18 protein-coding genes, 1 pseudogene and 1 riboswitch are annotated in these 24791 nt (G+C 50.6%); of the genes and pseudogenes, 13 read left to right on the forward strand and 6 right to left on the reverse strand.

What is annotated here, in order from left to right; translation table 11 throughout:
- Positions 1-2: 2 nt before the first annotated feature.
- The 6 genes from ACM1PF_RS15435 to ACM1PF_RS15460 all read left to right on the forward strand — a co-directional run bounded on the left by ACM1PF_RS15435 (position 3) and on the right by ACM1PF_RS15460 (position 7413).
- A complete protein-coding gene (locus tag ACM1PF_RS15435) occupies positions 3-1667 on the forward strand; it encodes an aminotransferase class I/II-fold pyridoxal phosphate-dependent enzyme (protein ID WP_416676132.1) in 1665 nt (554 codons plus the stop codon).
- 90 nt (positions 1668-1757) lie between these two features.
- Positions 1758-2660 (forward strand): hypothetical protein, encoded by a 903-nt coding sequence (locus ACM1PF_RS15440; protein ID WP_416676135.1) that lies wholly within the window; start codon positions 1758-1760, stop codon positions 2658-2660.
- A 25-nt stretch (positions 2661-2685) separates the two neighbouring features.
- The gene (locus ACM1PF_RS15445; protein ID WP_416676137.1) at positions 2686-3933 is read left to right on the forward strand and encodes a glycosyltransferase; all 1248 of its coding nucleotides are present in this window, start codon (positions 2686-2688) and stop codon (positions 3931-3933) included.
- A 115-nt stretch (positions 3934-4048) separates the two neighbouring features.
- Positions 4049-4915 carry an SDR family oxidoreductase gene (locus tag ACM1PF_RS15450; protein WP_416676140.1) on the forward strand — a complete coding sequence of 289 codons (867 nt, stop codon included), beginning with the start codon at positions 4049-4051 and terminating at the stop codon, positions 4913-4915.
- Positions 4916-5328: 413 nt separating this feature from the next.
- The gene (gmd, locus tag ACM1PF_RS15455; protein WP_416676143.1) at positions 5329-6408 is read left to right on the forward strand and encodes a GDP-mannose 4,6-dehydratase; all 1080 of its coding nucleotides are present in this window, start codon (positions 5329-5331) and stop codon (positions 6406-6408) included.
- A 54-nt stretch (positions 6409-6462) separates the two neighbouring features.
- Complete coding sequence (locus ACM1PF_RS15460) at positions 6463-7413, forward strand: GDP-L-fucose synthase family protein (RefSeq protein ID WP_416676146.1); 951 nt, start codon at positions 6463-6465, stop codon at positions 7411-7413.
- 358 nt (positions 7414-7771) lie between these two features.
- On the opposite strand, the gene ACM1PF_RS15465 is transcribed toward ACM1PF_RS15460, so the two are convergent.
- Positions 7772-8119, reverse strand: a complete 348-nt coding sequence (locus tag ACM1PF_RS15465) for a hypothetical protein (protein ID WP_416676149.1) — start codon at positions 8117-8119, stop codon at positions 7772-7774.
- Between the two features lie 271 nt (positions 8120-8390).
- Positions 8391-8486: riboswitch (Glutamine riboswitch) on the forward strand.
- Positions 8487-8528: 42 nt separating this feature from the next.
- On the opposite strand from ACM1PF_RS15465, the gene ACM1PF_RS15470 reads away from it, so the two are divergent.
- Positions 8529-8948 carry a DUF4278 domain-containing protein gene (locus ACM1PF_RS15470; RefSeq protein ID WP_416676151.1) on the forward strand — a complete coding sequence of 140 codons (420 nt, stop codon included), beginning with the start codon at positions 8529-8531 and terminating at the stop codon, positions 8946-8948.
- Positions 8949-9091: 143 nt separating this feature from the next.
- Positions 9092-10267: a GNAT family N-acetyltransferase gene (locus ACM1PF_RS15475; protein ID WP_416676153.1), complete on the forward strand. Its 1176-nt coding sequence runs from the start codon at positions 9092-9094 to the stop codon at positions 10265-10267.
- On the opposite strand, the pseudogene ACM1PF_RS15480 reads toward ACM1PF_RS15475, so the two are convergent.
- A pseudogene (locus ACM1PF_RS15480) lies at positions 10264-11396 on the reverse strand (cob(I)yrinic acid a,c-diamide adenosyltransferase). The gene ACM1PF_RS15475 and the pseudogene ACM1PF_RS15480 sit on opposite strands and share 4 nt — an antisense overlap.
- A gap of 353 nt (positions 11397-11749) precedes the next feature.
- On the opposite strand from ACM1PF_RS15480, the gene fraC reads away from it, so the two are divergent.
- The 3 genes from fraC to ACM1PF_RS15495 all read left to right on the forward strand — a co-directional run bounded on the left by fraC (position 11750) and on the right by ACM1PF_RS15495 (position 14422).
- Complete coding sequence (gene fraC / locus ACM1PF_RS15485; RefSeq protein ID WP_416676155.1) at positions 11750-12391, forward strand: filament integrity protein FraC; 642 nt, start codon at positions 11750-11752, stop codon at positions 12389-12391.
- A 53-nt stretch (positions 12392-12444) separates the two neighbouring features.
- The gene (locus ACM1PF_RS15490) at positions 12445-13542 is read left to right on the forward strand and encodes a DUF5357 family protein (protein WP_416676158.1); all 1098 of its coding nucleotides are present in this window, start codon (positions 12445-12447) and stop codon (positions 13540-13542) included.
- Between the two features lie 100 nt (positions 13543-13642).
- Positions 13643-14422, forward strand: coding sequence for an ABC transporter permease (locus ACM1PF_RS15495; RefSeq protein WP_416676160.1), 780 nt, complete (start codon positions 13643-13645; stop codon positions 14420-14422).
- 2 nt (positions 14423-14424) lie between these two features.
- Here the strand turns inward: ACM1PF_RS15495 and gatC are convergent, their stop codons facing one another.
- From gatC to ACM1PF_RS15510, 3 genes are all read right to left on the reverse strand, one after another.
- Positions 14425-14733 (reverse strand): Asp-tRNA(Asn)/Glu-tRNA(Gln) amidotransferase subunit GatC, encoded by a 309-nt coding sequence (gatC, locus tag ACM1PF_RS15500; RefSeq protein WP_416676162.1) that lies wholly within the window; start codon positions 14731-14733, stop codon positions 14425-14427.
- A gap of 307 nt (positions 14734-15040) precedes the next feature.
- Positions 15041-15562, reverse strand: a complete 522-nt coding sequence (locus ACM1PF_RS15505) for a photosystem I assembly protein Ycf3 (RefSeq protein ID WP_416676163.1) — start codon at positions 15560-15562, stop codon at positions 15041-15043.
- Positions 15563-15957: 395 nt separating this feature from the next.
- The gene (locus tag ACM1PF_RS15510; RefSeq protein ID WP_416676166.1) at positions 15958-19926 is read right to left on the reverse strand and encodes a DUF4347 domain-containing protein; all 3969 of its coding nucleotides are present in this window, start codon (positions 19924-19926) and stop codon (positions 15958-15960) included.
- Between the two features lie 674 nt (positions 19927-20600).
- On the opposite strand from ACM1PF_RS15510, the gene ACM1PF_RS15515 reads away from it, so the two are divergent.
- Entirely contained in the window at positions 20601-22235 is a 1635-nt protein-coding gene (locus tag ACM1PF_RS15515; RefSeq protein ID WP_416676168.1) for an ATP-binding protein, read from the forward strand.
- A 207-nt stretch (positions 22236-22442) separates the two neighbouring features.
- Here ACM1PF_RS15515 and ACM1PF_RS15520 read toward each other — a convergent pair whose 3' ends face one another.
- Positions 22443-23498 (reverse strand): class I SAM-dependent methyltransferase, encoded by a 1056-nt coding sequence (locus ACM1PF_RS15520; RefSeq protein ID WP_416676171.1) that lies wholly within the window; start codon positions 23496-23498, stop codon positions 22443-22445.
- 159 nt (positions 23499-23657) lie between these two features.
- On the opposite strand from ACM1PF_RS15520, the gene cax reads away from it, so the two are divergent.
- On the forward strand, positions 23658-24746 hold the full coding sequence (cax, locus tag ACM1PF_RS15525) for a calcium/proton exchanger (protein ID WP_416676172.1): 1089 nt from the start codon (positions 23658-23660) through the stop codon (positions 24744-24746).
- Positions 24747-24791 lie beyond the last annotated feature (45 nt).

Genomic DNA, 24791 nt, shown 5'->3' on the forward strand with positions numbered 1-24791 from the left:
GTATGAAATGTCAGGATCACCTTAGCAATCAAACGATTCGGAACCTTGCGATCGCAGGTGGTGATCCGATTCAACCTGATAGTACGGCTCAGGCTTCTCAAACAGCGGTTCTTCAACAGTGGTTAATCCAAAAACTGGCGGAACGACTGAATGTTGCCCCTGGGGAGATTGATGTTCAGGCTGAGTTTATTGACTATGGTTTAAACTCCATTGAAGCAATCAATTTATCGGGAGAACTGGAGAACTTTTTAGAGCGGCGGCTGGATCCCACCTTACTATGGGAATATCCAACGATCGAAGCCCTATCGCTGTATCTGGCAGGTGAACTAGAAGATTGGGAGAATGCATTAAACGGCTCTGAATCTAATAGTCCTGAATCTAATAATCCTGAATTTAACAATCCTGAATCTAACCTTCAGACAAAAGCAGATGACATTCCGCCGGAACAATATCAGTTCGATCGCTACCCCGAATATTGCCAACTGCAACAGCAACAGGAAACGTTAGACGCATTAGGCATCCGCAATCCCTACTTCATGGTGCATGAGGGCATTGCCAAGGATATAACCCAGGTTGACGGACGGGAATTGATTAATTTTTCCACCTACAATTACCTGGGAATGTCCGGTGATCCAATCGTCTCGGCAGCCGCGAAGGACGCGATCGATCGCTATGGCACGTCTGTTTCCGCCAGTCGGATTGCTTCAGGGGAAAAACCGCTGCATCGAGAATTGGAACAGGCGATCGCTGATTGGATCGGCGTAGAGGATGCGATTACCTATGTAGGGGGTCATGCCACGAACGTCACGACCATCAGCCACTTATTCGGCAAAAATGACCTGATTTTGCACGATGCCCTCAGCCATAATAGTATTCTGCAAGGTTGTATGCTGTCTGGTGCCAGTATCGTTGCCTTTCCCCACAACGACTGGCAAGCCCTCGATCGAATGTTACATGAGCGACGGCATCGCTATCGACGGGTGTTGATCGTAATTGAGGGAGTGTACAGCATGGATGGGGATATTCCAGATTTGCCCCAGTTTATTGCGGTGAAGCGACAGCACAAAGCGGTGCTCATGGTGGATGAAGCCCATTCAATGGGGGTTCTGGGAGCACGAGGACGGGGCATTAGTGAATTTTTTGGGGTTGACCCCAGAGCAGTGGATTTGTGGATGGGAACGTTGAGCAAATCCTTTGCCAGTTGTGGCGGCTACATTGCCGGATGTGCAGCGGTGGTGGAACACCTGAAGTACAGCGCACCCGGATTTGTCTACAGTGTAGGACTCTCCCCTGCCAATGCTGCCGCGGCCCTGGCCGCCATTCGCTTGCTGGAGGCAGAACCAGAGCGAGTTAAAACCCTGGCCGATCGATCGCAGCTTTTCCTGCAGTTGGCGCAGCAGCGAGGCCTGGATACCGGAAAAAGTCAGCATTCAGCCGTGGTGCCCGTGATTGTCGGCGATTCAATGGAATGCATGAAGCTATCTCAAACCTTGTTCGATCGAGGAATCAATGTTCAGCCGATGGGATTTCCCGCTGTGCCCAACGGAACCGCCCGACTGCGATTCTTCATTAGCTGCACCCACAGCCCAGAGCAAATTTGCACCACCGTTGATACCGTAACCCAAGCATTCGCCCAGCAGCGTCAGGCAGGAGCAGCGTATGGTTAGGAATGCAATTTTAATTATCTGGAAATTCTTGTGGGGTGGGCATCTTGCCCGCCCAGTCAGCGAAGTAAACCGTTGCACAGGTTTTAATCCATGATCCTTAACATCCCAGAACGAGAACACCTGAACCTGGATGCCCCCTGGAGTATGGGGGAAGCCGCCTTTACCAAAATGATGGCGATCGTGCATCAGAAAGTGCCCCATCTCAAAACCCTGGTGGAATTTGGTAGTGGTAAAAGTTCGATTCGGTTAGCCAATACTTTTCCTGATGCCCAGGTATTTTCAATCGAAAGCGATCGCTTCTGTTTTGAGCAAACTCAAACACTGGCAAAGACATTACTAACACCCTGCCAATTTACCCAATCCAATCTCACCTTGCTACACCAACCGTTGTCCTTCCAAACCTATGGTTCTGGAGAAATTCTCTCCTACACTCCTACAACTAGCTGGAATGACTTAACGATCGATTGCGTGATTATTGATGGCCCGGCATTTTACACGCTGCGAGGACGGGAAGCCTGCCTGTATCAAGTGTATGATCAACTGGCGATCGGTGGAGTGGTGATTTTAGATGATTATCGGCGTACCAGCGAACAGGCGATCGTGAAAAATTGGCTGGCCGTTTACCCCAATAGCTTTACGGTCGAGATTGTGCCTGTGGGACATCGGTTGGCTGTATTAACCAAGCAAGCAACCGTAGCGGCTAATTGGGATCATCCGGTGAAACAAAAAGATCATCAGATACTCAGGCAAAACTATCAAAGGATTCGATCGCTGCTGCTCATGGGAACAGTCGATCGGCTCAACTGGCTTCAGCAACGAGGCGCACTGGGCAAACAGATCGTCCAGGTGATTCAAGCCATGCAGGCAAGCTATGGTATTTCTGAGGAACACATAGCCGCGGCCCAGATGAAATCCAATTCCTTCATCGATCGCCAGCGCATGTATTGGGAGAGTCTCCAGGTTTGCCTTCAGCTAGCTTATTTGGCGCGTTAGATCTGAAAAAGGGAGGGTTTCAATCATGAAGATCGCCATTCTCACCTCTGGTTTTCTGCCCGTTGTGGACGGTGTAACGGTTAGTGCCCTCCAGCGGTTGCAAAGATTAAGCCAGTGGGGTCATCAGGTGCGGGTATTTTGCCCCGATTATCGACCGCTAGAAGCTATCTATCCCAATTGGAAAGATTATACAGGGGAAATTCTGCCGGGGGTGACGGTAGTGAATCTGCCCAGCGGTTCATTTATGGGGGTAGAGTTTGAGCGCAATGTCAGCAGAACAGCGTACTCCATTTTGATTCAGGAATTGCAAAAATTCTCTCCTGATCTGATTCATGTGGATGAACCGGAAAGAATGTTTGTTGGGTTTCTGCATATTCCTGGAGTCCAGTTTGCTAGGAAATCTGGTATTCCCTGCATTGGCTTTTTTAGAACCAACTTTATGGAATACGTTGAAGATTTTTTCCCCTTACCGCCGATCGTCCTTACCCCTCTGAAAGCATTCCTGAAGCAGCTCATTGTCAAAATATACAATGCCTACGATCTGACCCTGGTAGCAAGTCCCATTACCCACGAGAAGCTGGTGCATATGGGAATTAAAAATACTCACTATGCACTACTCCTGGGCTGCGATACTGACCAGTTTCATCCTGATTTGCGGCAGGCAGGTTTCTTTAAACGCAACTACAACTTACCCCAGGTCGATCGCACCGTGAAGCTGGTGTTTTTGGGACGACTGACTCCCGATAAAGGCTGGCGTTTCACCATGAATGCCTTTGCTCAGGTGGTGCAGCAGGTCGATCGGAAAGCCATTTCTCTACTGATTGCGGGAGATGGTGAACTGCGCGATGAAATTGAGCAACGGTTGAGTCAGTTTGTGCCCCAGGTGCATTTATTGGGGCGGGTGCCTCCCGATGAAGTCCCTGCCCTGCTGGCCAATAGCGATGTTCATGTCACCACCTCAGAGAAAGAAACCAGAGGGTTGACTGTATTAGAAGCCTTTGCCTCAGGGATTCCGGTGATCGCACCACGAGCAGGGGGTGTGGTTGAGAATATTCGAGATGGCTGGAATGGCTTTTTGTTTACCCCAAAAGATCAAAGGGATTTTGTCACGAAGTTACAAACGTTGATCCAAAATCCAGAACAGCGGCAGATGATGGGGAAGAACGGTCGAGAATGCATTGCAGATTATAGTTGGGATACCGCCGTGAAGAACTTAATTAACATTTGGGAAGCACAAATTGCCGAAAAAGAAACTCTAAAATCTAAAATCTAAGGATCATGGATTAAATAACCTGCAACGTTTTTCTTTGTTGAATGGGCGGGCAAGATGCCCACCCCACAAGAATTTCAAATGATTCAATTCGTATTCCTGAAATCCAAAATCCAAAATGGCAAAGCCAATGATATGGCGAAAATCTAAATCAACGATCGCACCCTTCTACCATCACCACGCCATGATTGTTGGTGGGTCTAGCGGCATTGGCAAAGCAACGGCCCAACAGCTTGCCCAGTCCGGGGCCCATCTGTCCATCATTGCCCGAACGGTCACGACCCTGGAAGCGGCCAAAGCTGAAATTGAGTCAGCCAGAATTGATCCAGACCAGCGTGTTATCTCGATCGCCGCTGATATCACCAACGCCCAACAAATCGAACAGGCGATTCAGACAGCAATCCGTCAGCAGGGCACTCCCCATCTTCTAATTGTTGCAGCCGGAATGGCCCACTCTGGCTACTTCCGAGAATTGCCGATCGAAGTCTTTGAACGCACCATGGCAGTCAATTACTTTGGCTCCCTCTACGCCATTAAAGCCGTTTTACCTGCAATGGAGCAGCGGCGGCAGGGACATATCGTGCTAATTTCCTCTGGAGCCGGATTAGTCGGGATCTATGGCTATACCCCTTATAGCCCCAGTAAGTTTGCCCTGCGGGGATTAGCAGAGTCCTTGCGGGGTGAATTAAAAGCATCGGGCATTCACCTGTCGATCGTCTATCCTCCCGACACGGATACGCCCCAACTGCTCGCCGAGAATCAAACCAAGCCGATCGAAACCCAACGGATTACAGGCAGTGCCAAAACCTGGCAACCGGAGGATGTGGCGCGAGTGATTCTTAGGGGCATTCAGCGCAAAGATTTTACGATCGCTCCTGGATTAGAAATGTCTTTACTGTCCTGGTTGCATAGTTTACTTGCGCCGCTGCTGCGGTGGTATTTTGATGGTCTGGTCTTCAAAACCAATCGGGAGCCAAAGCAGTAGAATGATTCAGATCAAAAATCAGGGATGGAAAGCGATCGAGATCACTTCAGAAAAGTCTGAATCAGGTTACTGGACTTGTTTAAACCCACTTTTAAACACACAATCTTCATCCTTTTCTTAGCCGATTCTTATGATTTTTGTAGAGAAATCTGCGGATATTTGCCCTGAATTTGGTAAATCTACTGAGGGTGGTGTTCAATCAACTGATGGGAGTTCAATTTGAATTCACATTGACTAAACTAAACTGACCTTCCCAGTCCAGTGTACATTAGCGTTATTTTGGGAACGCTATCAGTTGAGACTCGGCAAAGTTTGTGCATCAACCGAACTGGCCGATTTTGGCAAAAGTTCTCTAGATACTGAAAAATAGGCTTTTTGCCGTTTCACCTACGTTTGATTAAGGATAATCCAAGATGACACAACGGAAATGCGCGCTAATTACAGGGATTACAGGGCAAGATGGCTCTTACTTGAGTGAGCTTCTGCTAGAGAAGGGGTACGAAGTTCATGGCATCATTCGCCGCACTTCCACCTTTAATACCGATCGCATCGACCACATCTACGAAGATCCTCATAAAGAAACCGCTAAACTCTTCCTGCACTATGGCGATCTCACCGATGGCACCACGCTTCGCCGCATTCTAGAAGAAGTTAAACCCGTCGAAATCTATAACCTGGGTGCGCAATCCCACGTTCGCGTCAGCTTTGATGCTCCCGAATACACCGTTGACAGCGTGGGCATGGGCACCCTGCGCCTGTTAGAAGCCATCCGCGACTACCGCCATCGCACCGGCATTGAAGTTCGCTTCTATCAAGCTGGCTCCTCAGAGATGTTTGGCAAGGTTCAGGAAGTACCCCAGAAGGAAACCACCCCCTTCTACCCCCGCAGTCCCTACGCCTGCGCCAAGGTCTATGGTCACTGGCAAACCGTCAACTACCGCGAATCCTACGGCATGTTTGCCTGCAACGGCATCTTGTTTAACCACGAGTCGCCGCGTCGGGGTGAAACCTTTGTCACCCGCAAAATCACCAGAGCTGTGGCCCGGATTGTGGCAGGACAGCAGAAAAAGCTGTTTATGGGCAACCTCGACTCCAAGCGGGACTGGGGCTATGCCAAGGACTATGTCCGCGCCATGTGGCTGATGCTTCAGCAGGAAACGCCGGATGATTATGTCGTGGCAACCGGAGAAACCTACTCCGTGCGTGAGTTCTTGGATCTAGCCTTTGGCTACGTCAACCTGGATTGGCAGGATTATGTTGAGTTTGATGAACGGTATCTGCGTCCGGCGGAAGTGGAGTTGCTGATCGGCGATCCAGCCAAAGCCAAGGAGAAGCTGGGTTGGGAGCCTTCGGTTACCTTTGAACAACTGGTGCAGATCATGGTGGAGGCAGACCTGAAGGCACTGGGCTTGATTCCCCTTAATGGCAACATTTCCAATGCCGCGCCCGATCACGCCACAATTCGTCCCAGCGTGGGCAGCCTGTCGTTTTAGTCGGATGCCCAATCCACTCTCCTCAGTTCCTCCAGAAGTAAGTGAAGTGAAATCATGACCTCAACTGATTTATCGCTGAACCATCAGCGGATTCTTGTCACCGGTGGAGCCGGGTTTCTGGGTCGCCAGGTGGTTGACCAACTCTGCAAAGCCGGAGCAGATCCCCACAAGATTACCACCCCCCGATCGCAGGATTGTGATCTGCGCTTGATGGAAAACTGTCAGCGGGCTGTAGACCAGCAGGATATTGTGATCCATCTCGCTGCCCATGTGGGCGGGATTGGCTTAAACCGGGAAAAGCCCGCTGAGTTGTTCTACGACAACTTGATGATGGGGACGCAGTTGATCCACGCGGCTTATCAGTCCGGCATCAAGAAGTTTGTCTGTGTTGGTACAATCTGCGCCTATCCCAAGTTCACCCCGGTTCCCTTTAAGGAAGATGACCTGTGGAATGGCTACCCAGAAGAGACCAACGCGCCCTACGGGATTGCCAAGAAGGCGTTGCTGGTGCAGCTTCAGTCCTACCGCCAGCAGTACGGCTTTGATGGGATTTATCTGCTGCCGGTGAACCTCTATGGCCCAGAGGATAATTTTGATCCCCGCAGTTCCCATGTGATTCCGGCACTGATTCGCAAGGTCTACGAGGCGCAGCAGCGCGGCGACAAGGAGATTCCAGTCTGGGGCGATGGCAGTCCGACCCGCGAATTTCTCTACTCCACCGATGCCGCCAGGGGGATTGTGATGGGAACTCAGTTCTACAGCGATCCGGAACCGGTCAACCTGGGCACGGGCTACGAAATCTCGATTAAAGACCTGATCGAGTTGATCTGTGAGTTGATGGGGTTTGAGGGCGATATTATCTGGGAAACGGATAAACCCAATGGTCAGCCCCGGCGTTGTTTGGACACTCAACGGGCGAAAGCGGCCTTTGGCTTTACCGCTGAAGTCGATTTCCGCCAAGGATTGAAAAACACGATCGACTGGTATCGTCAGCACGCTGCTTAAAGACTGCGAATTTAATCATCTGAAATTCTTGTGGGGTGGGCATCTTGCCCGCCCAATTCACGAAGCAGGCTAATTGCCGAGGTTATTTAATCCCTGCTCCTAACCCCAACTCATCGGGAGCATCCCATTGATGCAAATTGATCGATTTCCGTAGCGCAGGCATCTTGTCTGTCAGGGAACTATCTATCACGCAAATGCAATCTATCACGCAAATGCAAAAGTGGGATACACCCAACTCATCCAACAGGTTTTTAACGCAAATCCCCGATCTCCTGAGGAAATCGGGGAGCTTTTTTATTTACGAATATGACCCGAATGCAACTCGAATCTCATCCGAACAGCTTCAAACCGGTTGAGCTTAGATAATGCCGGTTCCCTTGCCGCGATCGTCTTCCTCCATCGTCAACTCGCCCGTCTTGTCGGTGTCTTTGACCTCATCGTATTCCTGTTCACGTTCGGCCTTCAACGCTTCCTCTTTCTCGCGCAGGTCACCCGGCTCATTAACGTACATTTCCGGTTCGATCGCAAAGTTATTGACCAGACCTTCCTTATCTACGCTGTAGCCACCTGACGTATCAATGCTATCGCCTGCATTCTCTTCAGGAACCTGCTTATATTGTCCGCCTTCTCGTTCCTTCCGAGCAGCCGTCTCAGCAGGCACAATCCCACGATCGTAGGTGTCTGGCTCTGTTCTCTTATCACTCATAAAAATACCTCGTACCAGCAACATTAAGTGTGTTTACAGGGTATGTTATGGAAAGCTGATAAGAAGTACCTCTATCTGAGGAGGAAAGATTCCCTGTTTGAGAATCTACCCATAGATACAAGATTCAGTCAAAGCCCCTAATAGCATCCCGTTCAGCCATCTTAGGTCAGCGGACTCTGTTCCCTGGCTCCCTTGAATCCGGGATTATTAAGATTGCTAAATTTACAAATCAATCTGAAAAACAGTAAAATAAGATACAGAAAGAAATCGATTCGTTTATCCTGCTTGGGTGCTCTCTGCGCTAGGAAGGGGCCCCTCAGGACGGAAGTAGGTTAGCAGCATTAGGTTGGCACCGAAGAAACGCAATATTTACCTCCCTTTAAATCCAGCGCATTCAGGAGCAGATGTTATGAAACTCTCATATCGTGGTACGTCCTATTCTTATCAGCCGACTCCCGTGGATATGGTAGACAGCGGCATCCCCGTTAAGTTCCGGGGGCAGCAATATCATTTGTCCTATCTCAGACATATCCCCGTACCGCAAGCCGTTTCTACCCTCAAGTATCGTGGGGTATCTTACCAAACGACGGAAACCGGAGAAATCCAGCCGATCGCTCCCGGTACTCGTCGGGTTACAGCCCTCGCTGGAAAAGCTGTTCCCCTGCCCCTAGCGACTCAGGTTCGTCGCAGGCTCCTGCCAGAAGATGCCCAAAGAGTCCATCAAGAAACAATTCGGCAACGGCTACAGCACCGAATTGATGTGGCAAAAGCACGGGGCGATGAACAGCTCCTGCATCAGCTTGAGGATGAATTGCATCGGTTTGCCTGAGGCAGATTGGTTTACCTGGCTTTGACCTTGTGATTCAGAGGGGGCTTCGTCCTCCTCTTTTTTGTTGAAATGCCCGATGGGGTGAAGCAAACTGCGATCGTTCTCGCCTAAGTTAGAAAAATTCTGCACTCTCCTAATTTTTTATGACAGCCTTTCTGGAATATGGTGTGCTGCAACCGGATGAAGCCCAGCAAGTTATCAAAGTTGAAGCGCAATGTTTCGTCAGCAGCCTCGATCGCGGGCAGGTATACTTCGATCGCATTGGTCAAGAAAACTTTCGTGTGGTGCGGCAGGGGACAAGGGTAGCCGGAAGTCTGGCCCTGATTCCCCTGGGGCAATGGTGGCAGGGGAAGCGGGTGCCCATGACTGGAGTTGCCTCGGTGGGCGTTTCGCCAGAGTATCGAGGAACCGGCGTGGCGATTACCCTGATGCAGCAGATGCTCTGCGAACTCTCCGAACAGGAAATGCCGCTGTCCGTCCTTTATCCAGCTACCCAACGGCTGTATCGCAAAGCGGGCTATGAGCAGGCCGGAACACGCAATTCCTGGTCAGTGCGGATGGCTGAAATTCAAATCACCGATCGATCGCTGCCCATTTACCCCATTGAACCCATCGAGGCAGAGTCCTTTAAGGTGCTTCAGCAACACTATGCCCAGCGCACCAATGGCAACCTCGATCGCTCTCCTCTCCTCTGGCAAGAAATTTTAGAAACAACTGGCTCAGAACCGCTTTATGCTTACCAGATTGGTGAGCCTGACCAGCCTCAAGGCTATCTGATCTTTCAACAGCATCGCTCGGCAGGGGAAACCATTCTTCGGGTGCAGGATTGGGCCATCCTATCGGCTCCGGCTGGACGAACCCTCTGGACATTGCTGGCGGATCATCGCTCCATGATTGACAAGGTTCGCTGGCGAGGGGCATTACTGGATCCATTGACGCTCCTCTTGCCGGAACAATCTCCGGAAATGAAAGACTCCGATCGCTGGCTGATGCGAATTATCAACGTGCGATCGGCCCTGGAAAAGCGCGGCTATCCGATCGGGGTTGCAGCAGAACTCCATCTGGAGATTCAAGACGATCTGCTTCCCATTAACACTGGCAAGTTCATCCTGACGGTATCCCAGGGACAGGGAGAAGTGAGTTCAGGAGGGCGAGGGGACATGAAGCTTTCCATTCGCGGACTTTCCCCCCTCTACAGTGGATTGTTTACACCTTCACAACTTCAGGCGATCGGGTTTTTGGATGGGACTGAATCGGCCATCAATGCTGCCACTCAGATTTTCGCCGGCCCATCTCCCTGGCTCCCCGATTTCTTTTAAAAATCTACACCCCGCTTCAAATCCACCCCCTTCTCCGCGTAGTGCTTATGGCAGTAAACCTCTGAGTGAATGCTGGCCAGGTCAAAGTAGGCGGGTTGATGTTTGCAGCGTCCGGTGATAATTACTTCCGTATCGCGGGGTTTGCGGAGCAGCGCATGGACGATCGGCTCCTGGGGCAATAGTTCCAGATCCACCGTTGGGTTTAGCTCATCCAGAATAATCGTTTTGTACATCCCCGACGCAATGGCGGCCCTGGCAATCTCCCAGCCTCGTTCCGCCTCCACATAGTCCAACTCCTGCTGCTGACCGCGCCAGACGATCGCATCTCGGCCGCAGCGTTGATGATCGACCAGATTGGGATAACTTTGCCGCAACGCAGAGATCGCATCATCTTCGGTATAGCCATTGCCTCCCTTCAACCACTGCATGATCAATACCCGGTGAGACTTATCCTGACTGATACCTTTGCCCAGGGCTTGCAGTGCCTTTCCCAGCGCACTCGTCGATTTTCCCTTCCCATCCCCCGTATAAATCTCAATCCCTTCAATCCCGTGGGCCAGGGCATTGGGATGATGCTGCGGTTTCATCTCTGAATGGAGATCTGCAATGTCTAGCAACGCCTGGGGGCCCCTCGTCCTGTGGCAATAATTTCCAGATCTTCCGTCTTCCGCTTCAGGGTTTGCACCACCTCCTCTACCGGCAGCAAGCCCAAATCCAGCACCGGATTCAGTTCATCCAGAACGACGACCGAATACAGCCCAGAAGCGATCGCCCCCTTGGCCACATCCCAACCGCGCTGGGCTTCCATCCGGTCAAATCGGGTAATTTCTTCTGCCCCAAAAAACTCCGCCCGTCCCGTCCGCACCTGATCGATCAAATGGGGAAAGCCGCGCCGCAGGGCTTCGATCGCTGCATCCTCATCATAGGTACGCCCCGGCCCCTTCAAAAAACGCAACAATAATACACGGGTTTGGGTTCCGGTATGAATGCCCAAGCCAATCGATCGTAAGACTACCCCCAAAGCCGCCTGGGACTTCCCTTTTCCCGCTCCATCATAAATATGAATTTGTCCAACCAATCGCTCAGCACGGGCTTGAGCCGTCCGAATACCAACACCAGTTCTTGTCATGGATCTAATATGAGTCATGAAGGGAAAGACGAGTCAGGATTGAGTATAGTTAGCGATGTTTGGTATCACCCTCACTCCCCCATTCCTGCCCGTATGTTACCTCTATATGTAGAGACTATAGTGTAAACAAACCAAATTAAATATCCACTCATAGCGTTTATTCATATTTCCCCTATTCTTTACCCCTACTCCCAATTCCCATTATCCCAACCCCCCACTCCCCCACCCACCTACTCCCCCACTCCCCCACTCCCCCACTCCCCCACTCCCCTACTCCCCACTCCCTCACCTCCCCACTCCCTCACCTCCTCACCTCCTCACTCCTCACTCCTCACTCCTCACTCCTCACTCCTATGTTCCCCACCGTCCTCCCCCTCCGCGCCATTGCCTTCCAGGCACTCTTCCTGCTGATTGCGATCGCCATTGAAGCGACGGTGCTGCGTCGAACCCTGGCAACGGAGAAAAAAGAATTTATTTCACCCAAGCAGAGCATTCACTATGCCGGCACCATTAATTTGCTGTGTACCGTGGTGGGCTGGCTGGGGTTTTTCCTGTTCTTTACGATCGCCTACACGCTTCCCTCTGCCTGGACTGCTCGCGTTGAAGCCAACCTGGTGAACTTCATCTTTTTTGACCAGTGGACGAATGAAACCGCAACCTCGCTAATTGTGATTGGCTTAATTATGTTCTTTGCCAGTTATGGCGTGAAGCAAGCGGGGTTAAATGGATTGCGATCGACGCTTCAGGCTGGAATTGACAACAAGGAGAAAGAACAGGCGGATCCAGGGGAGTCTGGTGAAAGTGTAATTCAGGAGGTAAAATCCCCTCGACGGTGGGCCCGGTCTGGAGCCATTCGGGTTCGTGGTAAAGAAACCTCCGCCCTTCAGACAATGCCCCCCCAGGCAAAGGCGGTTTTCTATGCCAATGCCTGGAGCTTCAGTGCCATTCTCGCTATTCTGATGCTGCGTTTAGCCCTATTGCGGATCACGGTTTAGCGACTGTTTCACCCCTACCCCTTTCCGTTCATCTTTGTGCCAACCCCAAATCCATGTCGTTCATCGTTAAGTTCTTTAAATTTAAGTTTCTTGTTGAGCTGTGCGATCGCATTAAAGAGCGAATAAAGGCAATCGCCAGTGGGATTAACCTCTTCTCCTGGCAAACGGCCCTGATGCTGAGTTTGTTTGCCTGGATCATCTACATCATCGTGATTGATCCGAACCTGGAGCAGTTTGTCGCACTGTATGGGTGGGGGTTTTTGATTATTGGTGTGGATTGGTTCTTTCTGGATGACAAAGATGACAAGAAGAAGCCAACCCTGCCTGGGCTAAACATTAAGCTCAACATTGGCCCCTGGATCACGGGTGCGTTAATCTGCCTGGCTTTACTCAGCTACGAAGTGATCTTGACCCGGTTTTCAACGGCACTGGTAGCCTGGCCTCTGGTTTCAGTCGGCGTAGCAACGTTTCATAAGTTTTTACGCCCCAGCTTCAAACCCAAAGTGTTCAGAATTCCCAACGATCCAGAGGTACGGCAGAATTTGATTCTGTTAGCCCTATTGGGAGCTTTGATGAGCTGCTGGTTTCAGTTCGGCATTTTGCTGGAGAGTTTGCTCGATCGCTACCCCAGCCTGGCGGGAGATGACTTTCGCAACAGTGCTTTTGTTGTGCGCACCAGTCCAACCACGACGAGTCAAGTTCCTGCCAGTGGAGCCTCTTTGTTAAATACCGCAGAAGCTCAAATTCGAGATGACCTGTCGGGGCGATCGTGGATTGACGTGCAGCGATGGCTACGGCAGATTGATGCTCAGGTGCCCCGGTTAGAACGCCAGATGATCGATCGCGTGTATGGGATTCCAGCGAGAACCGCAGAGAGTCAATTTTGGCGGCTGGATGCTGACCATGAAGATGGATTGCCCAATGACATTTTGCGGCTACGGTTGTTCTGGATTGGCCCAAGTTCCCAGGCAGGAGGATATACCTTAGAAAAGGTTTGCCTGATCCAGCGGGCTGGATTAACCGCGCCCGGCACTGCCCCCGTTCTGGGGGAGTCGTACCAGATGGAGTGTCAACCCATTACATCGGATTTGCCCACGGAAACCCAGCAACCAGAAACAGAACCCACCGGACGGGGCAGAATAATTGAATAGACGATTAGTTTGAATCGTCAGCTTGAATCGTCAGTTTGAATCGAAGAGCATTACACTTGTTTGTCCATCTTTTTTTGCATCGTATGGCGGGAGGGATGCTGTGAGCCTGAGCCGAACCCTGGTGATTGCAGCCAACGTGTTTCGAGAAGTGATCCGCGATCGGGTGCTGTACCTGATTGCCTTTTTTGCCGTCATTATGGTGGCGGCGATCGTCCTGGTGCCAGAGGTGGCGGCCAGCACAGAAAATCAGATTATTTTAGATATTGGCTTGGCGGCCATTAGCCTCCTGGGGCTGATGATTACAGTCTTTGTGGGAACAGGTCTGGTCAACAAAGAAATTGAAAAACGCACCGTTTATGTGATGGCGGCCAAGCCGATCAGCTCTGCCGAATTTATTGTGGGCAAACACTGGGGCTTTTCTGCGGTGATTGCAGTGCTGGTTTTTGCCATGACGCTCCTCTACCTGGGAACGCTGGCCCTGAAGCAAATTCCAGTTCCCCTGGGCAGTATTGGACTGTCTGCCCTATTTCAGTTTTTAGAACTCTCGTTGATTGCCGCTGTCGCTATTTTGTTTGGCGTTTTCACCAGTTCCCTACTGGCAACGCTGCTTACCTTTGCCCTTTACTTGATGGGGCATTTCAGCCGTGATTTGCTGGCCTTTGGCGCACTGACGGATAACCCTGGACTCAAGCAGGCAATTCAGGGGATTTATCTGACTCTTCCCGATCTATCCCGACTGAACCTGAAAAATCAGGCGATTTACGGCCTTAACCTGCTGCCCGAACCCAGCGAACTCCTCGCCAATGCAGGCTATGCGATCGTCTATATAGCCCTACTTTTGACGATCGCCATTGTCATCTTTTCCAGACGGCAGTTCTAGCCCTACTCCCCTTCACCGCTGAGAATTTGCGGCACCTTGAAGAAGTCTCCCTGGGGAGTGGACTCTCGATCGGGGGCACTCTCCAGAATCATTTCCCGGTTGTCATAAGGCTGGAGCTGATCGGCGCGGGTAATGTTGCTGACATCGATCGCCCGTGCAGTGGGCTGCACTTCTGCCGTGTCTAACTCGCTCAACTGCTCAAAGTATTCCAGAATGTCGCTCAGTTGCGTCGTAAACTTTGCTTCTTCGTCAGGGGTCAGGTCTAAGCGAGCCAGATGGGCAACTTTACGAACTTGTTCACGATCGATCATGGTGAGTTAGATGAGTTAATAGGTAAAAACAAGCGGCTAGAAACAAACAGCTAGAAACGAATAATAGCAAATGGGGCTTTACCCACCCCTAACCCCTCCCAGGAGGGAAAACCCTACCCCTACTGTTTGGACAAAGGTGTACAGAGGGAGGGTTAAGAATGTTGCTTTGGACAGAAGGAATTGACCCAATTAGCGAGGCATTACGGTTAGGGGGTATGCGGAAAAATAACGTACCCAGCGCACCTGGTAGGGGTGCACTGCTGTGCGCCCTCCCTTAATACCGTGATTCTTCGCAAACAGGATGGTTTTAGAAGAAAACATCCGCTTTCGATCGCCCGGTGGTCTTCAGCCAGTTTTGGGCTTCGATGTAGTTGTTGGGAGCCAGACGGATTGCCCGTTGCCAATAGTCGGCGGCTTTATCGTACCAGGAATCGGCTTCCTCCGTTTTTTCAGCTTCCTGGGCCTGATCCCCAAAGTGATGGTAGAGCACCGCAATATTGTTTAGCGCCTGGGTCATCCGAGGATTCAGATCCAGAGCCTGGTGATAATGCTCCAGGGCCCGCTCATGTTCGCCGTTGCTGGCATGGATCAGTCCCATGTTGTAAAGAATAAAGCTGCGATCGTAGTCATCTTCTTCGAGCTTCAATGCCTCTTCGTAGTTTGCCAGAGCTTCGGCGTATTCCCCATCTGCCTGGGCAGACATCCCATCCCGGTAGTAGGCAAAGGCTTCCTTCGCCGATTGGCTGGCGGGCAAAATCTTGAGGATAGTATCTGCCAAAACGGTAAAGGTTTTATCGATAAAGTTATCGTTTCGTTGAGTTCTGGGCATAGCTGCCTCGACTTTATTGAGGTTTGTAAATGAGCGGAAGGATCCACCAACTGATTATCTCAGATGTTGCAGTCCAATGCGGAGGACGGCTCGCAAGCAAAGTGTAGCCCATCGGATTGAATGATTGCAGATGGGTTGGCATTTATTAATTTAGCAAGGATGGAGTCGGGTTGGTGTCCTGGCAGTTCGCTATACAAAACCGCTATACAAAACCGCTATACAAAACCAGTAGATCTAAAATGGGTTCGTTTCACAGTGAACCCTGGGCTTGATCCCCCTAAATCCCCTTAAAAAGGGGGACTTCAACCCCTCTTCGGTTTGTGCTACGCACACGCTCCGCGAACGGTTCCCCCTTTTCAAGGGGGGCTAGGGGGGATCTAAACAAGGTTTGTGATCTACACAAAGTAATTACTGACGGTGAGCACTCCCGCATTGGCATCCCCTGGTTTGAACTTGATGCCCGTCACATCTGCAACCAGATCACGGTTCGCGGAGAAGCCTCTGGTGGAGTCGTTGACCGATAGATAGGTGCGTTTCTTCCAGGAGAAGAAGACCGCTTCATTTGCCCCCAGGGATTGTTTACCAGATTGCGCCTGATTTTTATCGGCATAGGCAGCTCTGGCGGCCGCCTGAAGGGTCTTTCCGGTGACCTGACCGGCGTTGAACAAGCCTTTGGGACGCGATCGGGTGCGCAGATTATCGTTAAAGTCAAGCTGGAATTTGTCCTTTTGGGCGAAGTTAAAGTCCAGAATCCGATCGGGTGCTTCAACGGTAGAACTTGCCAGGGCATCAGCCTGGGTCGCACCAGAGAAAACAAACCGATCGCGGCCACGGCCACCCCGCAGGGTATCCTGTCCCGGGCCACCCACCAGCACATCATTCCCCGCACCACCCACCAGAAAATCATTGGCTTCACCGCCGATCAGCGTATCGTTGCCCGCTCCTCCGTAGAGGCGATCGTTGCCATCTAACCCAATCAGGCGATCGTTCCCGCCTGCCCCAATCAGCACATCATTTTCATCCGTTCCCACCAGGACATCGGGGCCATTCGTGCCGCGCCGAACAATGCCCGGATCAAAGGCATCTACCGTTTCCAGGTTGACCCACCGTTGCAGGACGTTCTGGGTCAGGGGATTTTTGGCTGCATCGACAATGCCACTATCGCCTGCCGCAACGGAGAGAATATATTCTCCCTTCTGATTCGTCAGCTTTTTGATATTGCCCAGCGTCCAGGTAATGGCATCTGGACTGGTCAGGGTAGCCTGGCTCAGATCAATTAACTTGCCATCGCGGGTGAACCGAATGTCGCCCTTATCAAAGCCCTGAATCGCTTCACTGAAGGCAAAGGTAACCGCATTCACCTTGTCACGGCGCGGATTTGGAGCAACATCCACAATCTGTAGGCTGGGCAGGGTTTTATCAACCCGATAGACTTCACCCGTAAAATTGCCATTTTGCACTCCCCGTCCCCCCAGGGGTGTACCTAAGCTGTTTAAGATCGAGTCATTATCAACCAGATTCAAACCGATAAAGCCACTGCCGCTCCCTGTGTTCACCTGAACCGTATAAAAACTGCCATTGACTCGGGTAATCGTAGAGATGTTTGCGCCTGCAACACCCGACGTGACTAAGCGGAAATCTGCTGGATCAACCCGGACAACATTTTCGTTAAACAGAACGGTGAAGGTAATCGTATTGGCGTTGGTGGGATTCGTTTCCAATCGGTTGATTGCCGTGACTCTAGGGGGCTGCTTATTGACGGTATAAAGTGGCCCATTAAAGTTACCGTTTCCTGATCCGTTGCCTCCTAAAGGCGTGTTGACAGCGTTCTTAATGGAATCATTATCTCGGAGATGGAGTCGTAGCGAGCCACTGCCTCCCCCCGTGCTGATTTGAACATTGTAGTTGCGTCCACTACCGCTCACAGCTGTGACTCTGGCTCCGGTGATGCCCACAGCAGTCAGGTTAAAGTCAGATACATCCACCCCAGACACATCTTGACTGAAGGTGACTGCGTAGTTCAGGGTGTTGGCGGCGGTAGGGTTGGGATTGACTAACGTCATGGCCGAGACGATCGGCGAATTTTTCAGCAGGGAATAGGTCTGTCCGGTAAAGTTACCGTTGTTTTCCCCTCTCCCCCCTAACGCCACCCCAAGGGCATTTTTAATTGAATCATTGTCCCGCAAATCCAGCCGCACCGAACCATCGCCGCTGCCTGTATTGACCGCAACGGTATAGGTTTTGGCATCCACTGCTCGAATCGAAGCAATGCTGGCTCCTTTCACGCTGCCGCCTGCGATCACCCGAAAATCTGTGATGCTCACTCCGGTTACGTTTTGGCTGAAGGTGACGGTGTAATTGACGACGTTAGCCTTCGTGGTTTGAGCATCAACGCGCCGAATGGCGGAAACCACAGGTGGAGTTTTGTCGATCGCGTAGGTTTCTCCTGCAAAGTTGCCGTTGCCGTTGCCCGTTCCCCCCAGCGAGAGGCCGCGTTCATTGCGAATGGAATCATCGTCCACCAGATTCAGGCTCAGTTGGCCGTTGCCCGTTCCAGTATTGACTGCCACCTCGTAGGTGCGGGCATCCAGGCGTTTGACGCTGGAAACACTTGCTCCAGTAATTCCATTGGTGGTCAACCCAAAGTCAGTTCGGTCTACCCCGGTGACATTTTGAGTAAACGTGACGAGGTAGTGAACGGTATCCGCAGCCGTAAGATTCCCACTTTTGCGACTAATGGCAAAAACAGCAGGTGGCGTTTTGTTAATGGTGTAAACTTCTCCAGTTCTAGAACCATTCCCCAGTCCGGTTGCTCCTAAGGGCACGCCTGCATTGTTTTTGATCGAATCATTATCCTTTAAATCAAGCCGTAGAGTGCCGTTGCCTGTTCCAGTATTGACTTCCACCGTGTAAGTTTTACCGCTTCCAGTCACGCTGGCGATGTTAGCCCCTACCACCGTGTCGCCCGTTACAAGCTGAAAATCACTGGAATCAACGCCCGTCACATCTTGATCAAAGGTGACAACATAGCTAACTTTATTGTCTGCGGTGATTTGCGGTTGAACTCGGGCGATCGAGGCTACCATCGGCGGAATCACGATCGATAGGGAACCAAAAACATTATCATCATCTCCGGCAATGCCCCGATCGCTGGAGGCACTATTCCCCATAAAGGTAGGGTTCCGTTCGGCAATGACCGTGCCACCCGTTGCCACATAAATCGCGCCCCCTTTCCCCTGCCCTCTGGTTCCATTATTGTTAATAGAACCCCTGCCGCCTGACCCGCCATCGGCAAGATTGTTATTAAAGCTTGTGTTGCTGATCCGTAGAGAACCCGTGCTGCCGACAAAAATGGCTCCTCCCTGACCATTTCCCCCATTTCCCCCCACACCAGTGATGCTTTCGCCCCCCTCACCCCCGATCGCTTTGTTTTGAGAAAAATTAGAATTAACCAGCGTGACATTGCCCTGCTGGATAAACAGCCCCCCGCCGCGCCCATCGGAGCCAACGCCGCCTGGAGTACTGCCGTTATTGGTACCGGCACCCCCTTTAGCCAGACCATTGGCGATCGTTAAGTTGGTCAACCGAACATCGATTCCCGCTCTGTTGACCGTAAAAACCTGATAAATATTGCCGCCGCTAATGGTGTGACTATTGCCGACAAATTCAATATTGCTGGTAATGGTAGGAAGCTCCCCTGCCAGAACAATACTGCCGTTGAGCCGAATCACTGCACTTTCATAATCACCATTGTTCAACGGATTGGCTTCTAGAAACGATTCATAATCCCTATTGGCCTGCAGAATGGCTTCTACAAGCGACTCATAGCTGTTGACGTTAAAGTCTCGCAGTACCGATGGATAAGTGGCGAGTACCTCTGGCGAAAAGGCGATCGGCGTTTGGACTAATCCTGTTGCATACTCCAGTAACCAATTGCCCCCTTTTGCGGAATTCCCCACCAGCGTTTCTGAAGCTGCAATCTCTATCCCCAGGATTTGCCGCATTTTCTGGATAAAGGCTTTACCCCGATCGCCTGCGGCCACATTACAACTCATCAACAGCAGACTTGCGTTCTGAGCCAATGCTTGTGACCAGCCTCGCAACTGGAATCTATAGGCGTAAAGCGTTTCTGCATTCAGGTCAGCGGTGCCTAACTGTACACTGCCCTCGCTCCCATGGGACACGATCTGAAGACTGTCCAGGTCATGATAATAGCTCAGCACATCGCTAATTTGTTCAATCCCATCTCGACTGGGATCAAGAACAACCACATCTACATCAGAAGAGAGTCCTTGAATCAAATGCTGTGGGTCATCAACATTTGCATCGATAAAGATTAACGTGGCGGCAGTGAAAGAAGTCATGGCAAATGCGAGGAGAACTAGAGGATAGGGAATTTACAGAAAGATGATTGCAAAAGATGCATGGATATATCAAAAAGGTTGGCAAGTTTGAAAAGAATTTTTCTATTCGATGAATCAAAAGTATAAATTCAAGTTTCCATTTCCTTGACAGAATTAAACAAAACCAGAATCATTAATAGAAGAGGATTAAGCTTGCCCACAAGAGAAAATTTCAGCCCAAATCTGCCAACCATGATTCCTGTAAAAAGACTGAATCGTGATTGATCAATCACATTGATAAATGACAAGTCATGGGACTGATGGACTGATGGACTGATGCCGAGATTGTGAACCTATGGAATGTTTAGCTGGGGAAGCTCTTGAGTTTGGGTCAATGAAAACCCATGAGCCAGACTAAAGGGACAATCACTTCTGAAGAGAATATACCCATGAAGGTTAGAAATCTTACATTTGGGCAAAAATAGTTCGTTTGAGGGTTTGCAATACAATCCAGTCCATAAAGCATTTAAGGGTCGAATCAGGCAAACCAATAGCATAGGCAGATCCACGGACTGATGAGGGGCATCGCTTTATAGAATGCCCAAATTTCTAGGGAATCGATCGCTGATCAAAATTCATGGGAACCCTAAGGAAGTCATTGCCCCAGGGTGCTCCTGGATTAGCAAATCAACAAAATGCTCATGTTTGCTACAAACCATTCCTGTTCTTCCCCTCCAACCCCTTCCATTCGAGAAGGAAAGCATCAAGAGTTGTGCCTGGAATCGAGGCTGGCGGAACTGAGACTGTATGATTTCCAGGTTGATGCTTGCTGTTCCAGCCAAGCAATTTTGCCTAGCTTTGAACGCCACTCTACCCTGCCTGGCGTGGTGTTAGAAGAAAAGGGGCAGTTTTTGGGAATGATTTCACGGCAACGTTTACTAGAGTTTCTGCTACGCCCCCAGGCAATAGAACTCTTTGTTCCCCAACCGCTTTCCGTTTTGTATAGCTATGCTCGTGTCAGTAGCCTGATATTGCCTGAAACTATGCCCATTCTGGCTGCGGCTCAACTAGCACTCAGACGACCGCCTTCCCAACACAACGAGCCAATTGTCGTGGTTTGTGACGCGGACGATGAAATCCCGGTGATGAATCACGTTAAGAAGGATCTGAGCAATAGTCACCAGGTTAGGAGCGATCTGGAGCAGGGATATCTGAATAGACCAGATCTGGATAGTCAAGATCCTGATCTGGATGAGCACTGTCATCATGGCGATTGTTACGATCGCTGCGGTAATGGCGATCGGATTGAAGGGGCAAGACAACCTACCTATTACTTGCTCGATAGTCATGAACTGAATATCGCGTACTGGCAAATTCGCGGCATTGAAACCCAGGTGCGCTATGAGCGATCGCAGGTGCAAATGGTTCAGACGGAAAAAATGGCGAGCTTAGGACGCTTGGTGGATGGCGTAGCCCATGAAATTCTTGACCCCGTGGGATTCATCTGGGGCAATCTGGTGCATTTGTCAGACTACACCCATCAGGTCATGGGTTTGCTCAATGCCTATGAGCATCACTTCTCCGATCGGATGCCCTCGCCGATCGCCCAGCTTCGGACTGAAATTGAGTTAGACTACCTCTGCCACGACATTCCGCAGACGATCGCCAGTATTCGGGCTGGCGCAGAACGCTTGAAAAACCTGGCCTCCAGCCTGCAAAATTTTTGCCATATTGATGATGTCTATCCCAAACCCGCAGATCTTCATGATTGCCTGGACAGCATTCTGTTGTTATTGAAGAGTCACCTGACCGGAGAGATTGAGATTGTTCGCAATTACGGCCATTTGCCCCCTGTGAACTGCTACGCGGGGCAGTTGACCCAGGTATTTATGAATATCCTGTCCAATGCTGTGGATGTTTTGATGAATCAGGCAATCCGTCAAGATCTGGCGGACAACTTTGGCGGTGAATTGGGTGCTGATGTGCAGCAATACCTGAAGCGCAAACCGCAGATCACCATTACAACCCAGGTGCGATCGTTTCCTGCCAGTTTTCATCCCGCCAATCCGTCCCTGCGGTGGGTATCCATTCGGATCTTTGACAATGGCCCAGGTTTATCTACTGAAAAGCAGCAGCAGATCCTGGCTTCCTTCTCAGTTGAAAAACGGGCGGATAAAGAAACCAGCCTGGCCATGAGCTATCAGATTGTTACTGCAAAACATGGCGGTAAGTTTTACCTGCGATCGCCCGCTCCCGAATCAGACGATTCATCCCACCACTCCGACTCTAACCCAGGCACTGAGTTTGAGATCCTACTGCCATTGATTTAATCTCCATCACACCGAGTGCATCCCAATCAAGGACAGTGGTTCGATTACCGTAGCGCAGGCAGCGTTGTTAGTTAAAGTCCTTTCCCAGCGCCTATCTAAAACCCACTAAAGTTTTGGGAATCCAAAACCCCGTCAGGGGTTTTGGGATAGGTTCTTGTTGATCAACCAGATCAGCCAGATCAATCAGATCTAACAGATCTAATTCGCTCAGGCGGCTTTGCGAGCAATCCAGTATTTACTCATGAAATGGACTTCGGTTTGTACCGACATAAAGCCTGCCTTTTCCAGGCGATCGGCTAAATCATCGGTAGTGTAATGCCGATAGTACGGTTCGTGGAACATGGTGGGGAAGTTGCGCATGGCAGGGGCCAATTCTGGCGAATCGCTTAACTGAATCGAATCGCAGATCACAAACACACCACCGGGCTGTAACACACGGAAGCTTTCTTCGATCACCGTTTGGCGAACCTCTGGCGGCAGTTCATGGAACAAAAACACTGACACAATGCCGTGAAAATAGTCATTCAAGAAAGGAATACTTTCAGCATTCGCCTGGATCAGTTGAGGCAATGCACCTGGCACATCAGCAAGCAGTTGGTTGGCTTTCCGCAGATAAGCTGGCGATAGATCCACCCCGTAGAGTGATGTATCGGGCAACATCCCTTGAATTTGCCGCAGCGTCCGCCCTGTGCCACAGGCCACATCTAAAACCCGAGTTTGGTGATCAGGCAGGTTAAATACCTCTAAACCACGCTTCAGGGGTAATAGGGTGCGTCGGCGCATGGCATCGGCCGTGCCGTTGAAAAGAATCTCGACCTGAAGGTCGTAAAGATTGGCGGAAGTCTCGCTCAGGTAGCCATCTGTCTGGTGATGGAAATTTTGCACATAGTAGCTGGGATAGCCTTCCGTGCGAATGTCTGTGGAAAAGTCTTGATACCGCTTTTCCGCCGCCCGTCCCCAGATTGTGGGCATGTCCAGCCAAACGAAGGGATAAAACCGGAAGAAATCTTCCCAGGGATTGTCAAACAGTAGATGGGTGGGATAAACTCCCTGCTCAGCATCTAACCAATCTCGATCGATTAGATCATTCAACCGTTGCTGAATAAGGCCCAATAGGGCAGGGGAAAGGGGTTCTGTGCCCTGTTTTGCATCCGGGGCAAGGAAATTCATTAACTGGGTACTTAGAGTCTTGTGGGCCAGCCCAAAGTAGCTTTTGCCCTGCTGAAACGTTTGGTATGCCAGTTTGGTGAGAGTCTCAGCCATGAGAACAGCCTAGTTCGATGAGTATGTACAAAAGTGAAGGATAACTGTAAACAAGTGTAACGAAGAAATCACAAAACTTCCGGGTTGATCGCAGCCTGTAGGCGATCGCAGGGTGAAGCTTTTAGCTAACACTTAGAGACGGGAATACTTTAGAGACAAATGAGTGGCTCAACCATGACAGTCAAAAACATCATTTTTTCAGTACTGTTGATCTTTATACCGATTTCGCTGGCGGCTGAGTATCTCCATTGGGGGGAGTTGGCGGTATTCATTACGGCAGGTTTAGCGATTTTGCCGCTCGCTGCCTGGATGGGAACGGCGACTGAAGAAATTGCCCTGGTCGTCGGGCCTTCGTTAGGTGGACTGCTCAATGCCACCTTCGGTAACGCAACTGAGTTGATCATTGCTCTGGTCGCGCTGCGGGCGGGAGTGGTTAATGTGGTGAAGGCCAGCTTAACCGGATCAATCATCGGCAACTTACTGCTGGTGATGGGCTTTTCCATGCTGCTGGGGGGACTGCGCTACAAAGAGCAGGTCTTTCAACCGACGATCGCCCGTCTTAATGCCTCTACCATGAATCTGGCCGTGATTGCCATGCTGTTGCCCACTGCGGTGGATTACACGTCTGCTGGCATTGATGAACCCGAAATGCAAAAGCTCTCTGTGGTGGTGGCGATCGCCCTGATTGTGATCTATCTGCTGACGCTGTTCTTTTCTATGAAGACCCACAGTTATCTATATGACCTTAGTGCAGAGGAAGAGAGCGAAACTGAATCTCACAAGCCAAATGCCTGGCTGTGGACGGGCGTTTTGCTAACAGTAACAGTTCTGGTTGCGGTTGAGTCGGAACTTCTGGTGGGAGCGTTAGAAGAGGCGACAAAACAACTGGGGTTAACGGAACTGTTCACGGGCATTATTGTGTTGCCGATCATCGGCAATGCCGCAGAACACGCAACAGCGGTTGTAGTTGCGGTGAAAAATAAAATGGATTTGTCGGTTTCAGTGGCAATGGGTTCTAGTTTGCAGATTGCCCTATTCGTTGCCCCGGTATTGGTGATTGCTGGATGGTTTATGCATCAGCCGATGGATCTGAACTTCAACCCCTTTGAATTGGTGGCAGTAGCGGTCGCCGTTTTAATTGCCAATTCCGTCAGTTCAGATGGACGATCGAACTGGTTGGAGGGATCCCTGCTCTTAGCGACCTACATCGTCATTGGAGCTGCATTTTTCTTTCATCCACCCATTTAATTAGCAGCATCTTGCTGGTACGAACTGACACCTGGTATGAACTGA

It is taken from the genome of Egbenema bharatensis FJBBOT/2019, from assembly GCF_048077055.1.
Classification (GTDB): Bacteria; Cyanobacteriota; Cyanobacteriia; order Elainellales; family Elainellaceae; genus Egbenema; species Egbenema bharatensis.